This window comes from Pedobacter sp. W3I1 (assembly GCF_030816015.1).
GTDB lineage: Bacteria > Bacteroidota > Bacteroidia > Sphingobacteriales > Sphingobacteriaceae > Pedobacter.
The window spans coordinates 3117349-3139238 of record NZ_JAUSXN010000001.1; the positions used below are offsets into that span (position 1 = coordinate 3117349).

The window sequence follows — 21890 nt, forward strand, 5'->3', positions numbered from 1 at the left end:
TTTCGGGGATTGAAGCTAGGATTGAGATACATAACGTTTTTCGTATTTTCATTTCCTTTCCTAATCTGTTGGCTGTGGGCAAAACCACAATCAAATGAACAAAAAAAGAATGCTAACTGTAGCCAGTCTAGGGCTAGCGCAGTTAATGATTAGCCAGGTGGCTAATGCTCAAAATCAAGACAGTTTACAGCTTAAAGATGTTGTAATTTCTGCGACAAAAAACGATCAGAAACAATCGCAAACAGGTAAAGTGGTCAGCATTATCAGTCGCGAAGTACTCGAACGCAGTAACGGCAAATCATTACCGGATTTATTAAACGAACAGGCTGGTATCATCATCAGCGGAGGAAACAGCAACCAGGGAAAAGACAAAAGTATCTTTTTTAGAGGATCGGGAAGTGGTTATACTTTAGTATTGGTTGATGGGATTATCCAGAATGACCCTTCAAGTATTAGTGGTACATTTGATTTACGTCTGTTCTCAATCGATCAGATCGATCATATTGAGATTTTAAGAGGTGGCCAGTCGACTATTTACGGATCGGATGCTGTTGCAGGTGTAATCAACATCGTAACTAAAAAGGGTGGACCTAAAGGAAATACCATTTATGGTGTAGCCAGTGCGGGCAGCTTTGAAACTTACAAAGGAACTATCGGTTTAAATGGTGGCGTAGAAGGTTTTTCTTACAATATTAACTACACGCATTTAAAAACTGATGGGATTTCTGAAGCCGTTGCACCAGTTGGAAGTGCAGCCATCTTTGATAAAGACGGCTTTAAAACCGATGGTTTAAATGCTAATTTCGGAATTAAACTCGACAAAAATTTCTCTGTTAACCCATTTTTACGTTACTTCTATGGCGATTATAAAATAGATGAAGGTGCATTTAGCGATGGCTTACCGACCAACAATTCTGTTTTAAAACAATTTAGTGCAGGTTTCAATTCCGAGTATAAATTCAATACTGGTAAAATAACGCTTAATTACAGCCACGAGAGCAACTCAAACAATGTAAATTCGAGTTATGCAGGTTTCGAAAGTAAATTCTTAAACTTTGGTAAACTGAATGTGGTTGATTTATTTTACAACCAGAAATTAGGTGATAAATTAGATTTACTGGTAGGTATTGACAACAGAAAAATGAAATTGGTTACTGATACCAAAAGCCCAACAACCAATATTTTCGCCGCTTATGGATCATTGTTTTTACATGATTTAAGCATTTTTAATCTGGAAGTAGGTGGACGTTACAATAAACATGATCAATATGGAGAAAACTATACTTACTCTATTACCCCAAGCATCAACATTATTAAAGAAGTAAAATTATTTGGAACAGTATCTACCGCATTTAAAATTCCAACACTGAATATGTTGTTTGGGCAATATGGTGCCAATCTGGATCTGAAACCAGAAAAATCTCAAAATTATGAGGCTGGTGTAAACTTGAATCTTGCTGATGAGGCCTTCACTTTACGCATCGCAGGTTTCAAACGTGATTTAACTGATGCCATTGTATACACTACTGGTTACATTAACCAGGCAAGCCAAAAATTTAAAGGCTTTGAAGTAGAACCTGCAGTAAAGTTTAGCGTGTTTAACATTAACGGTTATTATGCTTTTGTAGAAGGAAATACAGGGACTACCAATTATTTAATCCGCAGACCGAAGCATACTTTTGGCATTAATGCAGGTGCTCAGGCTACAAGTAATTTATACATTAGCGCTAATTTCCGTTATTTTGGAAACCGTTACGATACTTACTTCACCACTAAATCTATTGATGAGCTTTTACCATCATATAAACTGTTAAGTGCTTATGCAGAGTATGCATTGGCGAAGAAACGCGTAAAGATATTTTTTGATGCCAAAAACATTCTGAACGAAAAATACAGTGAAATTATTGGCTACAATACACCTGGCTTCAACTTTAATACAGGTGTAAGTTTTAATATCCGCTAATAAAAATTTAACTTTGCTTAAACATTAACCAGAAATAGCATGTCTCATTTAAAATTTAATCCACGTACATTAATTTTGTTGTTAATGATATTGGCGATAACGGCTTTACGTTTGTTGGTAACATTCAACTCTGATGAATTAAAGTTTGCCAATTTTTCATCAATAGGAGCGGTAGCTTTATTTGGAGGAGCCTATTTTAAAGATCATCTAAAAGCATTTGCTTTTCCGCTATTGAGTTTGTTTTTAAGCGATTTAGTACTTTATACAACCATTTATAAAAAGTATGTAGGTATGTTTTTAGTTCAAGAACTTTGGACATACCTGGCAATTGCATTAATGGTTTTAGCCGGTCGTTTTTTATTAAAAAAAGTAAATGTAGCCAGCTTATTACTATCTACAATTGTAATTGTGTTCATCCATTGGATTATAAGTGATATTGGTTCATGGTATAATAATCCACTTTATACACAAAACTTTAATGGTTTTATAGATTGTTTAATTAATGCTATTCCATTCGAGATTAGATTCTTAGAAGGAACAGTGATTTACGGTGCATTACTTTTCGGAGCTTTCGAAATCTTAAAAGCAAAATATCCGGTATTAAAACTGCAGACACAAGAGTTGTAGATATCCATTGTTTGGTATAATACCAAATAGCTGAAAACAACATAGAAATCCTCTTTTGATTCGATTCAAAAGAGGATTTTTTTTAACTTAGACTCCTCGTCATGCTGAATTTATTTCAGCATCTAATAAGACGTTCTGGTTTACCTTAGGATATCTGGCGTTAAGAATAATAGATCCTAAAACAAGTTCAGGATGATTTAAAAATATAGATATGAAAGTTGTTTCCTTTTTACCTGCTGCTACAAAAATGATTTACGATATGGGCCTGCAAGAATACCTGCATGGGGTTACATTCGAATGTCCTAAAGAGGCGGCAGATCAGCCAAAAGTTGTAAGATGCATATTAGAAGGTAAAAACTATTCGAGTATCGAAATCGACCGGATCTTTTCAGCATCAAAAGCACAAGGCAAAAGTTTGTATTGGGTAGATGATGCGCTACTGGAAAGCATCGCGCCTGATGTGGTTTTTACACAAGATATCTGCGAGGTTTGTAATATCGATACCGTATGTACCGAAACCGCTGTAATGAAGCTTAGCAAACAGCCTGCACTTGTTCCTTTATCGCCAAATAACTTACAGGATGTTTTTGAATGTGCCATTACCATTGCCAGGGCTTTGGGAAAGGAAGAAGTAGCTTTAAATTACCTTGCAGGTCTGCAAAAGAAAACAGATCATATTTTAGATCAACTTAGAGCAAACCGCGCACCGTTAAAAAGGATCATGCTGATGGAGTGGATCGAACCCATCTATAATTGCGGACATTGGATTCCTTTTCAGATTGCTGCTGCTGGTGGGGTTGATATGTTGTCTAATCCAGGTGGAGACTCTATCGTAACCCAATGGGATAAAATTCTGAAATATAACCCAGAGGTTTTAGTTATTGCCCCATGTGGTTTTGATATGAAAAGAAGCATGGAAGAAATGGAGCTGTTAACTTCAAAACCAGGCTGGAAAAACCTGGAGGCCGTTAAAAACAACCAGGTTTATATTGCTGATTTTGATATGTTCACTCAACCGAGTGTAGGTACTTTGGTTGAAGGTATAGAAGCTTTAGCCTGCATGTTCCACCCGGAGATATTTAAGGCAGGCGAAAACATAGCCAAGAAATTCATCAGCCACAGCCAGTCTGTTAAATCACTAAAATCAGTATAATCATTTAAATCTGCGTAATCATAATTATGAAATTAGTTGTTTTAACAGGAGCAGGAATTAGTGCCGAAAGTGGGTTAAAAACGTTTAGGGATGCTGATGGATTATGGGAGGGCTATAATGTTTACGATGTAGCTACCCCCGAAGCCTGGGAAAGAAACCCTGAATTGGTACAAGAGTTTTATAACGAAAGAAGAAGACAGGTTTTAGCTGCAAAACCCAATCTGGCTCACCAATTACTGGCTGAAATGGAAAAAGATTTTGATGTTGAGATTATTACCCAAAACATTGATGATTTGCATGAAAGGGCAGGTTCTACCAAAGTAACGCATCTACATGGCGTAATTACCAGGTCTCAATCTGACAGAAAATCGAACTTAACCTATCCCATTGCAGGTTCAGAAATTAAAATGGGCGAGCTTTGCGAGCTGGGTTCTCAACTTCGTCCACATGTGGTATGGTTTGGCGAAGCGGTACCTATGATCGAAGTAGCGGCTAAACTCTGCAAACAGGCCGATTTGTTTGTACTCATCGGGACATCATTAGCTGTTTATCCCGCTGCAGGTTTAATCGATTTTGTCCCTTCCTTTGTTGATAAATACATTATTGATCCTAAAACACCCGATGTAAAACGTTATAAAAATGTAATCAGCATTGAAAAAAATGCTGTAGAAGGCGTTGCAGTGTTAAAAGAAATCCTGACCAATGCCAGATAAAAAGATTTGCATTTTTAATTGGAGTGGTGGTAAAGACAGTACATTGGCTTTGCATTATGTTTTACAAGATCCTACTATCGAAATCCGATACCTGATTACTACAGTTACCGAAAAATACAATCGTGTTTCAATGCATGGTGTTAGAGAAGCTTTGCTGGTCAAACAGGCCGAAAGTATTGGTATTCCACTGTATCAGATTCGCTTGGGCGAAATGCCCGATATGGAAACCTACGATAGTACGATGAAGAAGCATCTTTCTAAATTTAAAGAGGAGGGCATTACCCATTCTATTTTTGGCGATATTTTTTTAGCGGACTTACGTAGCTATCGGGAGAACAAATTGGCCGAAATTGGTCTCAAGGCTATTTTCCCGCTTTGGAAAAAAAACACTAAAGATTTGATCGATGAATTTTTGAATCTGAACTATAAAACCATCATTGTTTGCACACAGGAAAATCTCGAAAATTTCTGTGGAAAAGTAATTAGCCATGATTTAATTGATCAATTACCTCCAGATATTGATCCTTGCGGAGAAAATGGTGAGTTTCATACTTTCGCATTTGAAGGACCAATTTTCAAGAATAAAATCAATTTCACCACAGGAGAGAAGGTATTCAGAACTTATAATGCCCCAGGCAAAATCACAACAGATGAAGATTCACCTTGTTCAACCACAGCACTTTCAGGCTTCTGGTATATGGATTTGTTGGAATAATTTTTCTATTCAAAAGATTTTGGCATCATTTTTTCTTAAGCATTGGTAATTAACTAAATCACACATCCATTTGAAACCTGTTTAGCAAGGTTAGGTAGCTAAACAAGCGTCATATTAAAATTAAGAGTTATGAAAAAGATATTGGTAGTAATCGCATTAAGTTCTTCAGTTTTATTTGCTTGTAATAACAAGGCAAAAGAAGAAGCAGCATTAAAACAACAACAGGCCGAAAAAGAATTGGCTATTAAGGCCGTTAAAGATAGCTTAAGGTTAGATAGTTTTAAGAAGGCTGAAGTTGCAAAAGTAGAGCAGGAAAAAGAAGCCAAACACCAGGCAGAATTAGCTGCAGCCAGAAGGACAAGCTCATCTAGATCTAGATCTTATGCAAGCTCTGGCGGTGGTTCTAGCAGTGCTTATGGTGGTGCACAACCAACAGCTAAGAAAAAAGGTTGGAGCGATGCAGCTAAAGGTGCAGTTATTGGTGGTGCAGCAGGAGCAGTTGGTGGTGCTTTAATCGATAAGAAAAAAGGTAGAGGTGCTATAATTGGCGGATTAGTTGGAGCTGGTGGCGGTTATTTAATCGGTAGAGGTGAAGACAGAAAATCTGGCCGTGTGCAACCTAAAAACTAAAAAGCTTTAGAAGATAATAAGAAGTCTCGATTTACATCGGGACTTTTTTTGTGCCCAAAAAAATGATTTATATATTTAGCAAAAAAAAGAATCATGATAGAAACCCAAACCGCAGATAAAGGACAGATTCAACACTTTGTAATGTTCTGGTTAAAACCTCAACTCACTAAAACTGAGATAGCAGATTTCGCTAACTTCTTCGAAAGTTTAAAACCAATAAAATATATTAAAACATTAAGTTACGGCTTAGCGGCAAGTACACCTGTACGCCCTGTAACCGATAATTCTTTCACCTATTCGCTAACTATTACTTTTGCCAATATTGCAGACCATAATGCTTATCAGGAAGATAAAGTGCATTTAGATGCTGTAGAGAAATTCTCGAAAAACTGGTACAGGGTAGTAGTGCACGATACGGTTGTTTCTTAATAAAATCTAGCCACGGAAACAAGAAGTACACGGAATCCCTTTGTCTCGTCATCCTGGTGGATAATTAATAAATATTAGTGAGAAAGGGTTTTTAAGAGATGATAATCCTCTAGAAATCGTCATTCCCAACTAAATTGGAAATCGTAATGCCATAAACTTTAAGATTTCCGCCTGCGCGAGAATGACGACCATTCGAGGAATCTGCCAATAGTAGTGAAGGATCTTTTAAAGAATGAAAATAGAATATATAAATGCGCTCAAGTGAATACAGATATTCATCTGGGCGCATTCTTTTTGCCATGTAAAATGCGATGAAGATATTTTAGGATTTAAGATAAATCGTCATTTCGACCGAAGTGGAGAAATCTTTGAAGTATCCAATTAAACATATTTAAAGATTTCTCTTCCTGTAATCTCCAGGGATTTAAAAATTAACTTTGTTAAGAAAAACACCAAACCTCCCATTTATTTGGCAAAATGAGCACATAAAATTATATTTTGTTAATGTAATTAAAAATCAATATATCAACCAGTTATGCTAATTCACTTAAATAAAGAGTAACATTTAACCTGATGTTCGGAGTTAAAAATACCTTAAAATTCAAAATATAATTCCGAAAAGCAAATAAAATGTCTGGTAATCAAATAGTTATATTATTAAATCGCTAATATTGATGCCTGTTATATGCAGCAGTAAAATCAGAACGCATTAGTTTAAACCGGGCTATTACTGTTTGAATAAATGCTTCGTCTATAATTTCGAACACATCATTAACTCCACCTCCACTTAGATCAAGCTCAGCAAGTTTATAACTTTGCTCAAAGGTACCCTGCTCAAACTTTACGATATATTTTTGATTCATCAAAAAAATGGTAATCTTACATTCCGGATGTGGAAGTTCTGCTACTACTCTCATTTATTTATATTTTTATTTACAATTCAACAGACGTACCATTAAGCGTACCCCAGCTATCTACAATCGAGAAACGGGCAAACAACTCTTCTCTGTACCATTCGCGCTCCCTGGTAAGTTTAATCACATCAGCATGATCAACAGATTTGTAAGCATAATTTTTCATACTATCCGCATCAGTCCAGATGGAGAAGGTGGCTTGATCGAAAAATGGATTTTCTCCAATACCTGCTGATAAGATAAAACCTGGAGCAGTGCGCATGGCGTCAGCCGCCCTTTTTATATTCTGCCTAAACTCTTTTAACCTGTTAAATTTAATCGCTGCCCTGGTAATTACAGCAATCTTACCTGCATGGATGTTATTTGTCTTTTCAGCTTTAAATGGCTGTATTCCTGACCATAATCCATGACTAGATAAAGGGTTTAATAAGATGGTAAAACTTTCAATTCCAAAGAAACTAAACCATTTCATCACAAAAGAATCGCGATAAAAACCGTCACAATCATTCCGGTTATCCCAGATAGTAAGTACCGCCCAATGCTTATAATCAGGAGCTAAATCTACCTGGGCATCTTTTCCACTTCCCATTAGCTTCCAAAATCTACAGCTTTTACTTAACCATAGCGGCAACCTTAAAATCGCCATCCCGATAAAAGCAAAGGGAATGGTAAGGCTACGGAATTTGGTAATGGTTAAGGCTACAATCATAAACTCACGATTAATTATGCCCAAAACTAAGGATTTTAAGAATAGGTTATCATTCAAATTTTCGTCATTAAAAATCACTGTTGCTATAGATCTCACAAATCATAATTAACTTTGATTATAGAACATTTAAAATGGCAGAAGATTTAACCATTACCAGAAATACATCAAAGGAAGAACAATATCAATCGATCATCCCTCAGATAGATGCCTTGCTTTACGGCGAAACAGATTTTATTGCAAACCTCGCCAATGTTTCAGCAGCACTTAAAGAACAGTTTAACTGGTTCTGGGTAGGGTTTTACCTGATTAAAGAGGACGAATTGGTGCTAGGTCCATTTCAGGGCCCGGTAGCCTGTACGCGGATTAAAAAAGGGAAAGGAGTATGCGGGGCATCCTGGCAACAAGCAGAAACCATTATCGTTCCTGACGTTGAAGAATTTCCTGGCCACATTGCCTGTGCATCTGCTTCCAAATCAGAAATTGTTTTACCCTTGATTGTGAAGGGGGAAGTGATTGGGGTTTTAGATGTTGACAGCGAAGTTCTAAATAAATTTGATGAAACAGATAAATCTTATTTAGAGCAAGTTATATCAATTTTATTAAATAGATAGTTAATGTAAATACATTGAAGTTAAAAGAAGAATATTACCTGAATGAAGATGTGGTTAGCCTAGCTAAAGATTTGCTGGGTAAGATACTGTACACCAAAATCGATAACGAAATCACTGCAGGAATCATCGTCGAGACCGAAGCTTATTTTGGCATAAAGGATAAAGCTTCGCATGCTTATGGTGGCCGCAGAACCAACCGAACAGAAACCATGTATGGTAGTGGGGGTGTTGCTTATGTATATCTCTGTTACGGCATGCATAACCTCTTCAATATTGTGAGTTCAAAAGAAGACGATCCTCACGCTGTTTTAATTAGGGGCATCGAGCCTTTGATTGGGATTGATATTATCGAGCAAAGAAGAAATATGCCACATACAAAAGGAGCTATTTCGGCTGGTCCGGGTTCTGCAGCAAAAGCACTAGGGATAGATAGAGCTTTTAACGCTAAAAATCTTACCGGTGATGAAATCTGGATCGAAGACCATGCTATCCGGTATCAAAACGAAGATATTGCAGCTACGCCCCGGGTGGGCATTGCATATGCCAAAGAGCATGCTTTATTACCTTGGCGGTTCTTTGTAAAAGGCAACAAATATGTAAGTAAACCAAATAAGGTTTAAATTAACAGAAACCTTTTAGCGAACTTCCTGTTTTTCTTTTAAATAATTAAAAGATGAAAAACGAGAAAAACATAGCAATCCTGAAAGAAATGGCAGAAAGCGTACGCACCTGTATGTTTACCACATTTTCTTCAGCAGACGAATTAGGAAGCAGACCAATGGGTACAGCAAAAATTGAAGATGATGGCAGCTTATGGTTTTATACCAACGAATACTCACTTAAATCAAAGGAAATCTCAAAAGAAAACAATGTACTGCTTGCTTATAGCGATCCATCAAAAAACACTTATTTAACGGTAAAGGGTAAGGCCGAACTGGTAGATGATAAAGTACGTAAAGAAGCTTATTTTTCTCCATTTATTAAGGCCTGGTTTCCCGATGGAATAGAAGATCCAAGATTAATTCTGATAAAAGTTACTCCTGAAGAAGCTGAATACTGGGATGCTTCATCATCAAAAATAGTGGTCTTATTTAGTATGTTAAAAGCGGTTGTTACCGGAGATGCACCCGACCTGGGTAAGCACGATACGATTAAATTTTAATAATCTGAAAGAATCGAAAAGCAGGATTGGAAACAATACCTGCTTTTTTTGTAATATTGGCGCAATGAATTTCGAAAACACCCTATCCTTTGCTAAGTCACTTGATGAAGCTGATCAGCTCCGCCATTTTAGGTCACAGTTTTTATTTCCAAATCACAATAATAAAGAATTTATATACCTGTGTGGTAATTCATTAGGGCTTCAACCTAAAGCTGCAAGTGAAGTTATGAAAGGTCAGCTTGATAATTGGGCCAATTACGCCGTAGAAGGTTGGTTTGATGGGAATGAGCCCTGGATGTTCTACCATAAAGCGCTTAAAAAGTTAATGGCACCTATTGTTGGTGCATTACCATCAGAGGTTTGCCCAATGAATACCTTAACCGTGAATCTCCATTTGTTAATGGTTAGCTTCTATCAGCCCAAAGGCAAACGCTTTAAAATTATTATGGAAGGCGGCGCATTCCCATCCGATCAATACGCAATAGAAAGCCAGGTGAGATTTCATGGTTTCGATCCAAAAGAAGCGATTATAGAAGTTTTTCCTAGGAATGGTGAAGAGATACTTCGCACTGAAGATATTATAGCTCAGATCAAAGAAAATGCCAATGAAATCGCATTAGTGTTGTTCGGAGGAATCAATTATTATACAGGGCAGTGGTATGATATGGAAACCATCACCAAAGCTGGGCATGAAATTGGGGCAATTGTAGGATGGGATTTAGCACATGCTGCAGGTAATGTTCCTGTAAAGCTTCACGATTGGGATATAGATTTTGCGTGCTGGTGCTCGTACAAATATCAAAATTCAGGTCCGGGAGGAATAAGCGGAATCTTTGTTCATGAAAAACATTTCAGTAATACCGAATTGAATCGCTTCGCCGGATGGTGGGGCTATCAGGAAAGTAAACGTTTTAAAATGGAAAAAGGCTTTATTCCTGAAGCTGGTGCAGACGGTTGGCAGGTAAGCTGCACACAGGTAATGCCTATGGCTTTATACCATGCATCACTGCAGATTTTCGAACAGGCCGGCTTTATCGAACCGCTTAGAAATAAAAGTATTACTTTAACTGCTTATCTGGAATTTATTATAAATGAAGTAAATAAAGAACTGGGAGTAGAGCAGTATACAATCATCACACCTAAGATAGCTAAAGATAGAGGCGCACAATTATCCATCATTGCGCAACGAAATGGCAAACAGATTTTTGATGGTTTGATGGCCTGCCACGTACTGGGCGACTGGCGCGAACCTGATGTAATTCGCTTAAGCGCCGTTCCACTTTACAATTCTTTCGAGGATGTTTATTTGGCTGGACAGGCACTTTTAAAAGTAAGTAAAGACGTTTTACTAACAAATGCTCATCAAATAAAAAATTAAGAAATGATTAATTACAACCCTAAAGATTGGAGTACCTTCATTTTTCACATCCACAAAAGCGACACCTTCCGAAAACTGTGGCCCTTAATGCTGGCTGTAGCTATTTTTTCGGGCCTGGTTGCTTTTGCTGAATTGAATTTCTTCCAGCTTTCTAAGAGCAGTTATGTAACCAATATCGGCATGATGCACAGTTTATTGGGCTTTGTATTATCGATGTTATTGGTTTTTAGAACAAATACAGCATATGACAGGTGGTGGGAAGGCAGAAAGATGCTGGGGTCATTAACCAATGTGAGCCGAAACCTGGCCATGAAGATCAAAGCCCTTAAATTAACAGAAGAAGATGTCCGCTTTTTCGAATACGGCATTCCTAAATATGCTTTTGCCTTAAAGGAACATTTACGCGAAAGGATGTATTTTGGCAAAAACAGTCTTTTAATCGAGGTTGAAGAAGGTAAACACGTGCCAAACCAGATTGCAGGAAGTTTAATTAACAGGTTATACGAATTACTCGAAAGGAGTGCGATCTCACAGGAGCAATTTATTGTGCTTTCTGGAGATTTTAATCAATTTACCGATATTTGCGGTGCTTGCGAGCGTATCAAAAATACACCAATCCCATATTCTTACAGTGCCTTTATTAAGAAATTTATCTTCATCTACGTAATCACTTTACCTATTGGATGGGTATTTAGTCTGGGTTATTTCGTGGTGCCAATTGTTCCCTTTATCCTCTATGTATTAGCGAGTTTAGAGCTGATAGCTGAAGAAATAGAGAACCCATTCGGGGAAGACGCAAACGACCTGCCTGTAGATCAGATATGCACTAATATAGAAAAACATGTAGAGGAGATTTTAGGCTAATGATTAAGATTGCCTGGCATCCGCTTTATGCACATCCTTTACCAGCAGGGCACCGTTTTCCGATGCTGAAGTATGAGTTGATACCTGAACAACTTTTGCATGAAGGAACCATAATGCAGCAGAATTTGTTTAGTCCGGAACCAGTTTCGGAAGACATTATTCTCTTGACACACGAAAAAAAATATTGGGAACAGCTTAGGGATTTAACACTTTCAGCGAAAGATCAAAGGCGGATAGGTTTCCCCTTAAACGCACAGCTTTTAGAACGCGAACTGAGGATTACACAAGGTACCATCGATGGAGCTAACTTCGCAATAAGCAATGGAATTGCTTTTAATGTTGCGGGAGGTATACATCATGCGGGCAGCAATTGGGGCGAAGGCTTTTGCTTATTAAACGACCAGGCTGTTGCTGCTAATTACCTGTTAAATAAAATCTTATCTAAACGGATCTTAATAATCGATTTAGATGTGCACCAGGGAAATGGCACTGCAGAAATCTTTCAAAAAGAGCCAAGGGTATTCACTTTTTCAATGCATGGCGATAAAAATTTCCCTTTCAGAAAAGAAATTTCAAGCCTGGATGTTCCATTAGATGATGGCGTACAGGATGAGGAATATCTATCATCCTTAAACGTAAATTTAAAAAGGGCATTTGAAAGGGCCAAACCTGATTTCGTATTTTATCTATCAGGAGTAGATGTACTTTCTACTGATAAGCTTGGTAAGCTGGCCCTAAGCAAAGCCGCGTGTAAAGAACGTGATAGAATAGTGCTGCAGGCCTGTAAAGATAAAAATTTACCGGTGCAGGTGAGTATGGGCGGTGGTTACTCCACCGATATCAGAGATATTGTAGATGCACACTGCAATACTTACCGACTGGCTTTTGATTTATTTACCTGATTCAATTCATACCTAAATCATAGTGATTGTTTGTATCTCGTTTGCCTCAAGCAATCGTCATGCTGTCCCGAAGCTTCGGGATCAGTATCTTCCTGCTATTAAGACCCTGAAATAAATTCATGGTGACGGGACTAGTACTAAAATATCTCAAAAGCATCTTAAAAACCATAATATCCTTATCTTCGCGGCAATATGTTGGAGATTATTTATCAGGATGAAAATCTAATTGCAATTAACAAACCCCATGGGCTATTGGTACATCAATCTTCTATTGCAAGAGATGCCACAGAGTTTGCGCTTCAGTTACTCAGAGATCAGGTGGGCAAGCATGTTAGTCCGGTACACAGGTTAGACAGGAAAACCAGCGGAGTCTTATTATTTGCTTTTGATAAGCCATCTGAAATTGCTATGCACCAGCAATTTATGAATGCTGAAACTGATAAAAAATACTTAGCTATTCTTCGCGGTTTCACACCCGATGCCATGGATATCGATTATCCATTAGCCAAAGAAAACGGAACGATGCAGGATGCTTTTACCTCATTTAGAACACTTCAAAAGGCTGAGGTGGCAGTTGCTTTCGGTAAACACCCAACCTCACGGTATTCATTGGTAGAGGCCACACCTAAAACCGGGAGGATGCATCAATTAAGAAGACACTTTAGCCATATACTACATCCAATTATTGGCGATAGGACACATGGCTGCAACAAACAAAACAAATTTTTTAAAGCGCAATGGGATATGACAACCATGTTGCTCCATGCTTCTGAGTTAGCATTCGCCCATCCCGTTACAAAAGAAAGAATTCATTTGAAAGCCGGTTTACACGATGAATTTAAAAGAGTGATGGATTTTATGAAAATGGAACCTTAACACAATTTTTGCCATCAAAATCTGTTTATATAACATCTATGATTAAATACTTACGTTTTACACTCCCAGTTTTAGCGCTTTTCGCAGCCAGTTGTTCTTCTGTTTATATGCCAAACGTTCCAAATACCCCTATGTTAAGTAAACAGGGCGAATTTAGTGGCGGTGCACATATCTCTTTAAAAGGCAATGCCAGTGTTAATGGTGCTTATGCCGTTTCCGATCATATTGGTGTGCTTTTTAGCGGTTCTAGAATGAATAGTGAAAGAAAAAGCAAAGATTTCGGACACAAACTTATTGAGATTGGCGGAGGATATTTCGACACTTTTGGCCCAGACAACAATCGGATTATAGAAATTTATGCAGGTGTAGGAAAGGGTTGGAGCGATATCACTTTCCGCGATTATAAAAATGATATCCTCATCAGCTCCGAATTGCAGGAAGTAGATTACCGGAAAACATTTTTACAGGTAAATTATAGTTCGAAAAAGAAAAACAACCTGCGTTTATTCGGAACCGATTTCCCAATTAACTACGGTACAGCATTAAGAATTAGCCATATTAAAATGGATAGGTTCTTTTTAAATGGTGTTGTTCAACCAAAAGAAGACAACATCTTTTTTGAGCCGGTATTTTTTACGCGTATGGCGCTCAGTAAAACTTTTCAGCTACAATATACCACCAGCAGTAATATCGGCTTAAAGAACCGTAAATACATGTCAGCAGGTAATTCTATCTTCACCATTGGTGTCGTGGTTAATGTTGGGGGTAAATAACAGCAGCTGTCGTTCTGAGCACAGCGAAGAATCTGTATGACTTTGACAACGCACATTAATTTAATGCTATTAAGCCTGGATGATCGTTTGTTCAGTAAAATTAATTAATGTATCTTTTTTCAAACTATTGATATGAATCTAATAGAAAATCGTCATCTCGACTGAAGCGCAGCGTAATGGAGAGATCTACTTCCTAGCATGAAAGACCCTGAAATAAATTCAGGGTGACGCAACTTTTAGGATAAAATTATCCGGCTTTCAAAGCCCTCGTTTTATTCTGAAAACGCATGAATAATAGGATAGAGGCTGTTAAAAGTCCTAAGGTTAATCCATACCAGATGCCATTAACGCCTAAGTTAAAATGAAACCCCAATACATAACCAATGGGAATCCCAACTACCCAGTAGGCCAGAAAAGTTATAAAAGTTGGGATATTAACATCGCCAACACCACGTAAAACACCTAAACCAACCACCTGTGTACCATCAAAGAGCTGAAAAAAACCAGCAATGATCAACAATTGGGCGGCAATGGGAATAACAGCCGTATCTTCGGTATAAATAAAAGGCATGATGTTATTGGCCAGAATAAAAATAACGGCTGTGCAACACATAAATAGCAGAATAACATGATAACTGGCAATTGCAGATTTACGTAAATCGTCGAAATTATTCTTGCCAAAATTATTTCCTGTTTTAATGGTAGCTGCCGAGGCTACACCACTTGCAATCATATAGGTCATTGCGGCTAAACTAATCGCAATTTGATGTGCTGCTTGTTCTACTGCACCGATAGTGCCTATAAGCACTGCGGCACCACTAAAGGCACTGATTTCGAATGAATATTGCATCGCAACAGGCATTCCAATTTTGGCAATCTTAATCGCTCTTATTTTATCAAAAAATGTTGCTTTAAAACTGATCAGGTATTTTTTAAAATGTTGAGAACGCAACACATAAAAGCACATCACAGTTGCCATTAAAATCCTGTCGATTAATGTACTTAAACCCACACCACTAACACCCATCGATTTAATGCCGAACATTCCTTTCACGAAAATGATCCCTAAAATAATATTAATGGCGTTTCCCCAAATGGAAACAAACATGGCTTGTTTGGTAAATCCTAAACCTTCAGCAAACTGCTTAAAAGTCTGAAAAATCAATAAAGGGATAATCGAAACAGATAACAGGTTTAAATAGGGTTTTGCATAACGTACTACTTCAGGCGTCTGTTCCAGGTGATCGATCACGAAAAATATTCCCAATTGAACGAGTACGTATAAAAATATACCCACACAGATATTAATAATTAAACTGTTTGATAAAAGTTTTCCGCATTCATCATAATTCTGACGACCGTTTTCTTGTGCAATAAGGGGCGTTAAACCATAGGAGATCCCTAATCCAATCACCAGAATAAGCATAAATATGCTGTTCACCAACGAAACAGCAGCCAATTGAATGGTATCAGTAAAATGACCAACAATAATACTATCGGCCATATGTACCAAAGTGTGACCAACCTGAGAACCTACAATTGGCAACGCCAAATGAAGATTTTCTTTATAATAGGGTTTATACCTGGTGTAAATTTTAGAAAACATAGGTTTACAAAGGTCGGATTTTTAAACCTCAAAAAATAGGGATGTAGAAAAGTTAATGTTCGGTTTACAAAAGGAGGGCATCCTGTTTCGCCGAATTATCAAAGCCAGCGGCATTATAAACAAATTTATGCTTTGGTTTATCGTTTCCCCACAGATCAAAAATTGATATCCGAAATCTATTTTGGAGAAGCTGCCAGCAAAGGAGCATACTTTTTAAGGATTGAAAGGATTTTACTTCTGTCGGCAATGTAAATATTGCTCATAAAGATAATACCTGTTGTTTTATTGAAGAGTATATTAGCACTTGCACCTGGGTCATCTCCATCATGCCCAATATACCCATCGTTGTAAATATTCCAGAAAACGCCCTTGTTTCTTGTCTGCAAACTCATATTCTCAGGTACGCTTTGAGGTGTAAACACCGGTTTAAACATTTCAATTGCAGATGCGCTCTTAATCAAACCAGCGTTATTATTAAGCATTTTCATCATCTCCTGTACATATAACGACAGCTCGACAACTGAAGTTCTTAATCCTCCATCAGGGTAAGTAGTCAGGTGATAGAAAGGCAATGCGATATCTTTTGTTAAATAAGGAACTGCCTGTTTTTCAGCATTTTGTTTCGATTTAAACCAATTTGTATTTTTCATATGCAGTGGCTTAAAAATATATTGCTGCGTAAAATCGGCGAAAGACATACCGGATTTCACCTCAATAAGGTAAGCTGCAAGTGCCGAACCAATATTACTGTATGAAGCCCGTTTGCCGGGTTTCGAATTGCTGAAATTCTCTTTTTTGTATAATGCGCCCTGAGGGGTTAAATAAGCCTTCAAAAAGGTGATTAAGGTCGTGTCATTTAGATCAGCAGTATAATGGTTTTCCTTCATTATTTTCATTAACGGCTCATTTTGAACTTTTGGCCCCTCAAAACGATACGACCGGTTGTATATTTCCTGATCATCCAAAATCCCTGAGGTATGCGTAGTTAAATGTTTAACTTTAATAACTTCATCAGGGAAGTAAGGATTTACGACTTTAAACGGGAGAATAGTATTAATATCTGTCTCCAGATCAAAATAACCCTGCTCTATAGCTTTCATGAGCGATACGGCGATAAATGTTTTGCTAACCGAACCAATATTTTGAATTGTTTGTGGCGTATATGTTTGTTTTTTAGCAACATTAGCATAGCCAAAACCGCTTTCAAAAACGATTTTGTCTCTATTTAAAATGGCTACTGAAAAGCCTGGTATATTGTTTTGATCAAGATAATCTTGAAGCTTAAGGCGCACAGAATCCTGATAATTTTGCGACTTTACCGTTAAGGAACAGAAAACAATAACAAAAAAGAATAATGATTTTAGAGGTGTCATTTAATATATTTTAGGGATACTTGCTACCTCACTGCAGTGAAGTATTCTTCTTTTTCTGAAGTATGCGATTTGATTACATTGGTTAAAATTAAATTAACCAGTACTTTCTGCGCCTTACGATAAGAACTACGCAACAGCTTACTAAACTCTTTCAGCGTAATCTTTCCGTTCTGTTCCAGGTATTCGAGCAGCTTTTTTTCATTTTCAGAATAAGAGATGAGTATACCATTGTTTTTATATTCCTGTTTCAACACTTCAAGAATAATGCGACTAGCTAGAACGCTTTTATCATCTATACGGATATAGGCCCACCATTTTTTTTGATCATCAAGTGCATAATGAGGCTTAGTGTCACTTTCAGGAATATTAACTACCAATACCAATTTATCATCAACGTAAATTTCTTCGAAGTAAGGCTCAATTGCCGGTTTGCAGAACTGATGCGCAGAAGTTAAGATCATGTATTTCTCTTCTTCTTCAGATTTTACTCCCTTAATAGATCCATCATCAGCTACACCAATCAATAGTTTACCGCCCTTGTTATTGGCAAAAGCAACCAGGCTCTTGGCAATTTTCTCGGTATTGGTAATGGTTTTCTTAAAATCGAGCATAACGCCTTCGCCCTGCAAAATTAAACTCTTAATACTCGGCATAATCTAAAAAATTAGTAAGCAACTCTAGGGGTTTCTCCCTGATGCAGGTTTCGGATATATACTTCATTCATCACAGTGGCGCATAGTTCACCGTCCTTATTGGTAATATCCATTGGGTAGGCTTTTACAAACTTCCCAACGGTTTTTAATGCATGCTCAGCTTCATTCAGCATTTCATCAGTTACGGTTATGGTAAAATATAAGGTAGAACGACCAGGCTTTAAATATTGTATAGAGGCACTCTTTAACCATACCCGGACTTTAAAGCCACGGCGCTGCATCAACTGATCAAATAACAAGGCATAAAACGGGTCTGTAGCTGCATAAATAGTACCTCCAAAAATAGAGCCGTTATAATTTTTATTCAGAAAACTCTTGCTAAGCTTAACCGTACAGCTTCTAAATTCATTTTCAAATCTTTGAACCCAAATGCGTTGAAAAAATAGGGGTGGGTAAAAACGCATTACCCATTTAAGGGTATTTTGAGAAATAATCATACTTACTAATATCAGAAAGTTTTATCACCTTTTAAAGTTTTGCAGATCTTGTTTTAGTAATATTTCCATAATTTAGAACTATGCATGTTTATGATGCCATTATAGATGCTTTAACAGATTTAGATAGTCGTTGCCTCAATTTAGACGATCCGGCGGATAGCTCGTTGTTTACGCTATTTCTTCAAATGTTGGAAATTTAAAGGGTGTATTGGTAGATGGTTATGGGGTATATGCTGAAATGTATCACCGGACTTACTAAATAAATTAAAAATTCACCATAGATAACTCCTTTATTTTATGTTTACAATTCGTTAATAATCAATACAATAGGTATATAATAACCACTATGAAGTAAAAAAAAATAAAACCAAATGATTATAAGGTTGTTAACTTTGATAGATAACAATAAAAAACTATGAAAAAAATAATCTTAAGTCTTGCTTTTGCGGGTTCTCTTATGATAGCCACATCAGCATGCAATTCGTCTAAAAATATGGCTGGTTCTTCAGACAGTACTACGACGGATTCTACAAAAGTGATGGATACTACTAAAACGACGCCAGACACAACATCTAAAAAAGTGCCTGACACCACCAAAACGCCACCTGATACAACGAAAAAAAATCCTCCAATGTAGGAGCTAAAAGCCACTCTAAAACCAGAGTGGCTTTTATTTTAAAAATCTATTTTAAATATTTGTGTTATTGCGTACTTTCAGTGCTTAAACCAAATAATTAAATGGATCTTCAAGCAAAAGCAAACAACCGTAATGTAATTTTCTTAGTCATTGTAGCTGCCCTGGGCTATTTCGTCGACATTTACGATCTTGTTCTATTCTCTGTTGTTCGTGTTCAAAGTTTAACTGAAATCGGTGTTTCGCAGGCCGACATGCAATCTGATGGTTTCCTGATCATTAATTCTCAAATGTTCGGCTTACTTTTAGGTGGAATTTTATGGGGTGTACTCGGCGATAAACTAGGAAGGATAAAAGTTCTTTTTGGTTCAATCCTTTTATATTCACTGGCCAATATTGCGAATGGTTTTGTTACATCGGTTAATAGTTATGCCATCATCAGGTTTATTGCCGGCATTGGTTTAGCCGGAGAGCTTGGTGCAGGAATCACTTTGGTTGCAGAAACCATGGATAAAGAAAAGCGTGGTTATGGAACCATGATTGTAGGTGCTGTTGGTTTACTGGGTGCAGCTGTTGCGGCAACTGTAGCAGCTGAATTTACCTGGCAAACCTCTTACTTTGTAGGTGGTGGCATGGGTTTAGTTTTGCTTTTATTGCGTGTAGGTACATTTGAATCGGGCATGTTTAAACATGCAGCTAACCAAACTGAAGTATCAAAAGGAAATATTTTTATGTTGTTTAACAACTGGAAACGTTTTTCTAAATATCTCTATTGTATCTTAATCGGTATTCCATTATGGTTTGTGGTAGGAATCCTGGTTACTTTAGCGCCAGAATTTGGCAAAGCTTTAGGCGCAACAGAACCACTAAAAGCAGGTACTGGAATTATGTTTACCTATTTTGGAATTGCCATAGGGGATGTGGTTACAGGTTTACTTTCTCAGGTATTAAAATCGCGAAAAAAAACAGTCTTTATCTTTCACTTACTTTCTGTGGCGAGTGTGGTTGTTTATCTAACCAGTTTCGGCTTAACGGGTGGTAATTTTATTTGGATTTGCTTATTTATGGGCTTCTCTGTAGGTTATTGGGCCACCTTTGTTACTATTGCATCAGAACAATTTGGAACCAACATAAGGGCTACTGTAACTACAACCGCTCCAAATTTTGTTCGGGGTGCACTAATCCCTATTACATTTTTATTCGAGTTCTTAACCCATAGATACGGATTAATTACTGCAGGTTATTTAGTAATGGGAATCTTAACCCTGATTGCAATGTTCGGTTTGAGCCAGTTAAAAGAAAGTTTTAACAAAGATTTGGATTATTTAGAAGAGTAATAATCTTCCTACTTATGACAAATAACTCTCAACTAAGAGACAATGTCAATAAAATGTACTATCTAAACATAAATCAATATAGCTGCTTGAATACCTTTAAATTTGTATGGAAATAGAAAAAGTCATCATGTTTAAAGAAGAAGTAGCAGCACGGTATAAGCAAATACAGGATGAAATTTGCAGAGGATTGGAAATTGCCGATGGCAAAGGGAAATTTGAAGAAGAGCTCTGGGAGCGAGACGGTGGGGGAGGCGGACGTACCCGGATTATGCAAAATAGTGCAATTATTGAAAAGGGGGGGGTAAATTTCTCTGCAGTGCACGGCAAGCTGCCTGAAGCAATAAAAAAAGCCTTTAATGTAACCGAAGATGATTTTTTTGCCACTGGCGTTTCAATAGTGATTCACCCAAATCATCCGCTGGTTCCGATTATCCATATGAATATCCGCTACTTTGAACTGAACGAACAAACACGTTGGTTTGGTGGTGGTATCGATTTAACGCCACATTACGTGTTCGAAAACGATGCCCGTTTTTTTCACCATAAGCTAAAACAGGCTTGCGACGATTTCAGCGCTGAATTTTATCCAAAATTTAAAACACATGCCGATGATTATTTCTTTATTAAACACCGTGAAGAAACCCGTGGTATTGGCGGTATCTTTTACGATCGGCTAAAACCTGAAAATACCAATTTATCGTGGGAGGAGATTTTAGATTTTTCCATTAATATTGGCGAAACATTTTTACCAATTTATACAGAATTAATTGACCGTCACCGCGATAAAGAATTTACCGAAGCACAGAAACAATGGCAATATCAGCGCCGTAGCCGCTATGTAGAGTTTAATTTAGTCTACGATTCAGGGACGAAATTTGGCTTAGAAACTAACGGAAGAATAGAATCTATTTTAATGAGTTTGCCACCACAGGCAAACTGGGGTTATAATGTTCAACCAGAAATTAATTCAGATGAATACAAAACCCAACAACTACTTAAAAAAGGAATTAACTGGATCTAAATGACTGAATTAAAAGATTTTGAACTTCAGCTGCTGAAAGCGATCATACAGGATAATTTAGAAAAATTCAACTACCTGTCTGAGCATTTAGATTTTATAATGGTCGAAAATGCTAAAAAAACCGATACTGGTCTGTTTATAAATTTTGTTTACTTAAAGCAATTTAAAGAAGAAGAATTTGAAAACGGTTTACTCAGTGCCGAACCAAAACTAACAGCTCCGAACCTGAAAAATGAATTAACTTATTGCCTGGACGTTACCAACGGTAAAATAGATTTTCTGGAAATTGTAACCAATGAAAAAGAAAATTGGGACGGTAATTTAGAGGGTTGCAGCTTGAATTAATTTTG

At 37.2% G+C, this 21890-nt stretch carries 25 protein-coding genes; 19 read left to right on the forward strand and 6 right to left on the reverse strand.

The window, feature by feature from the left end; all coding sequences use genetic code 11:
* The first annotated feature begins 94 nt into the window (after window positions 1-94).
* The 7 genes from QF042_RS12980 to QF042_RS13010 all read left to right on the forward strand — a co-directional run bounded on the left by QF042_RS12980 (window position 95) and on the right by QF042_RS13010 (window position 6230).
* On the forward strand, window positions 95-1963 hold the full coding sequence (locus QF042_RS12980) for a TonB-dependent siderophore receptor (RefSeq protein ID WP_307528986.1): 1869 nt from the start codon (window positions 95-97) through the stop codon (window positions 1961-1963).
* A gap of 39 nt (window positions 1964-2002) precedes the next feature.
* On the forward strand, window positions 2003-2590 hold the full coding sequence (locus tag QF042_RS12985; RefSeq protein ID WP_307528988.1) for a DUF6580 family putative transport protein: 588 nt from the start codon (window positions 2003-2005) through the stop codon (window positions 2588-2590).
* 211 nt (window positions 2591-2801) lie between these two features.
* Window positions 2802-3743 carry an ABC transporter substrate-binding protein gene (locus QF042_RS12990; protein ID WP_307528990.1) on the forward strand — a complete coding sequence of 314 codons (942 nt, stop codon included), beginning with the start codon at window positions 2802-2804 and terminating at the stop codon, window positions 3741-3743.
* 26 nt (window positions 3744-3769) lie between these two features.
* Window positions 3770-4456, forward strand: coding sequence for a Sir2 family NAD-dependent protein deacetylase (locus tag QF042_RS12995; RefSeq protein ID WP_307528992.1), 687 nt, complete (start codon window positions 3770-3772; stop codon window positions 4454-4456).
* Window positions 4446-5171 carry a diphthine--ammonia ligase gene (locus tag QF042_RS13000; RefSeq protein ID WP_307528994.1) on the forward strand — a complete coding sequence of 242 codons (726 nt, stop codon included), beginning with the start codon at window positions 4446-4448 and terminating at the stop codon, window positions 5169-5171. The genes QF042_RS12995 and QF042_RS13000 overlap by 11 nt, the downstream gene beginning before the upstream one ends.
* Window positions 5172-5300: 129 nt before the next feature.
* Complete coding sequence (locus QF042_RS13005) at window positions 5301-5801, forward strand: YMGG-like glycine zipper-containing protein (protein ID WP_307528996.1); 501 nt, start codon at window positions 5301-5303, stop codon at window positions 5799-5801.
* 93 nt (window positions 5802-5894) lie between these two features.
* Window positions 5895-6230, forward strand: a complete 336-nt coding sequence (locus QF042_RS13010) for a Dabb family protein (protein ID WP_307528998.1) — start codon at window positions 5895-5897, stop codon at window positions 6228-6230.
* Between the two features lie 665 nt (window positions 6231-6895).
* Here QF042_RS13010 and QF042_RS13015 read toward each other — a convergent pair.
* Complete coding sequence (locus tag QF042_RS13015) at window positions 6896-7147, reverse strand: hypothetical protein (RefSeq protein ID WP_307529001.1); 252 nt, start codon at window positions 7145-7147, stop codon at window positions 6896-6898.
* A 16-nt stretch (window positions 7148-7163) separates the two neighbouring features.
* Entirely contained in the window at window positions 7164-7877 is a 714-nt protein-coding gene (locus QF042_RS13020) for a DUF3291 domain-containing protein (RefSeq protein WP_307529003.1), read from the reverse strand.
* Between the two features lie 107 nt (window positions 7878-7984).
* Here QF042_RS13020 and QF042_RS13025 point away from each other — a divergent pair, with 107 nt between their 5' ends.
* The 8 genes from QF042_RS13025 (at window position 7985) to QF042_RS13060 (ending at window position 14419) form a co-directional block, all read left to right on the forward strand.
* Window positions 7985-8464: a GAF domain-containing protein gene (locus tag QF042_RS13025; protein WP_307529005.1), complete on the forward strand. Its 480-nt coding sequence runs from the start codon at window positions 7985-7987 to the stop codon at window positions 8462-8464.
* Between the two features lie 14 nt (window positions 8465-8478).
* Window positions 8479-9084 carry a DNA-3-methyladenine glycosylase gene (locus QF042_RS13030; protein WP_307529007.1) on the forward strand — a complete coding sequence of 202 codons (606 nt, stop codon included), beginning with the start codon at window positions 8479-8481 and terminating at the stop codon, window positions 9082-9084.
* Window positions 9085-9137: 53 nt separating this feature from the next.
* On the forward strand, window positions 9138-9626 hold the full coding sequence (locus tag QF042_RS13035; RefSeq protein ID WP_307529009.1) for a pyridoxamine 5'-phosphate oxidase family protein: 489 nt from the start codon (window positions 9138-9140) through the stop codon (window positions 9624-9626).
* A gap of 64 nt (window positions 9627-9690) precedes the next feature.
* A complete protein-coding gene (gene kynU / locus QF042_RS13040) occupies window positions 9691-11004 on the forward strand; it encodes a kynureninase (protein ID WP_307529013.1) in 1314 nt (437 codons plus the stop codon).
* A 3-nt stretch (window positions 11005-11007) separates the two neighbouring features.
* Complete coding sequence (locus tag QF042_RS13045; protein WP_307529015.1) at window positions 11008-11868, forward strand: bestrophin family protein; 861 nt, start codon at window positions 11008-11010, stop codon at window positions 11866-11868.
* The gene (locus tag QF042_RS13050) at window positions 11868-12770 is read left to right on the forward strand and encodes a histone deacetylase (RefSeq protein ID WP_307529017.1); all 903 of its coding nucleotides are present in this window, start codon (window positions 11868-11870) and stop codon (window positions 12768-12770) included. The genes QF042_RS13045 and QF042_RS13050 overlap by 1 nt, the downstream gene beginning before the upstream one ends.
* Before the next feature lie 192 nt (window positions 12771-12962).
* Complete coding sequence (locus QF042_RS13055) at window positions 12963-13646, forward strand: pseudouridine synthase (protein ID WP_307529019.1); 684 nt, start codon at window positions 12963-12965, stop codon at window positions 13644-13646.
* 38 nt (window positions 13647-13684) lie between these two features.
* Window positions 13685-14419 carry a hypothetical protein gene (locus QF042_RS13060; RefSeq protein ID WP_307529021.1) on the forward strand — a complete coding sequence of 245 codons (735 nt, stop codon included), beginning with the start codon at window positions 13685-13687 and terminating at the stop codon, window positions 14417-14419.
* 247 nt (window positions 14420-14666) lie between these two features.
* Here QF042_RS13060 and QF042_RS13065 read toward each other — a convergent pair whose 3' ends face one another.
* From QF042_RS13065 to QF042_RS13080, 4 genes are all read right to left on the reverse strand, one after another.
* Complete coding sequence (locus QF042_RS13065) at window positions 14667-16025, reverse strand: MATE family efflux transporter (protein ID WP_307529023.1); 1359 nt, start codon at window positions 16023-16025, stop codon at window positions 14667-14669.
* 176 nt (window positions 16026-16201) lie between these two features.
* Complete coding sequence (locus QF042_RS13070) at window positions 16202-17398, reverse strand: serine hydrolase (protein WP_307529025.1); 1197 nt, start codon at window positions 17396-17398, stop codon at window positions 16202-16204.
* A gap of 23 nt (window positions 17399-17421) precedes the next feature.
* Window positions 17422-18051, reverse strand: coding sequence for a helix-turn-helix domain-containing protein (locus QF042_RS13075; protein WP_307529027.1), 630 nt, complete (start codon window positions 18049-18051; stop codon window positions 17422-17424).
* 11 nt (window positions 18052-18062) lie between these two features.
* Window positions 18063-18548 carry a DUF4442 domain-containing protein gene (locus tag QF042_RS13080; RefSeq protein ID WP_307529029.1) on the reverse strand — a complete coding sequence of 162 codons (486 nt, stop codon included), beginning with the start codon at window positions 18546-18548 and terminating at the stop codon, window positions 18063-18065.
* Between the two features lie 415 nt (window positions 18549-18963).
* Between QF042_RS13080 and QF042_RS13085 the strand changes: the two genes are divergently transcribed.
* The 4 genes from QF042_RS13085 (at window position 18964) to QF042_RS13100 (ending at window position 21885) form a co-directional block, all read left to right on the forward strand.
* On the forward strand, window positions 18964-19185 hold the full coding sequence (locus QF042_RS13085) for a coproporphyrinogen III oxidase (protein ID WP_307529031.1): 222 nt from the start codon (window positions 18964-18966) through the stop codon (window positions 19183-19185).
* A gap of 101 nt (window positions 19186-19286) precedes the next feature.
* Complete coding sequence (locus QF042_RS13090) at window positions 19287-20519, forward strand: MFS transporter (RefSeq protein WP_307529033.1); 1233 nt, start codon at window positions 19287-19289, stop codon at window positions 20517-20519.
* 106 nt (window positions 20520-20625) lie between these two features.
* Window positions 20626-21540, forward strand: coding sequence for an oxygen-dependent coproporphyrinogen oxidase (gene hemF / locus QF042_RS13095; RefSeq protein ID WP_373459070.1), 915 nt, complete (start codon window positions 20626-20628; stop codon window positions 21538-21540).
* On the forward strand, window positions 21541-21885 hold the full coding sequence (locus QF042_RS13100) for a hypothetical protein (RefSeq protein ID WP_307529035.1): 345 nt from the start codon (window positions 21541-21543) through the stop codon (window positions 21883-21885).
* Window positions 21886-21890 lie beyond the last annotated feature (5 nt).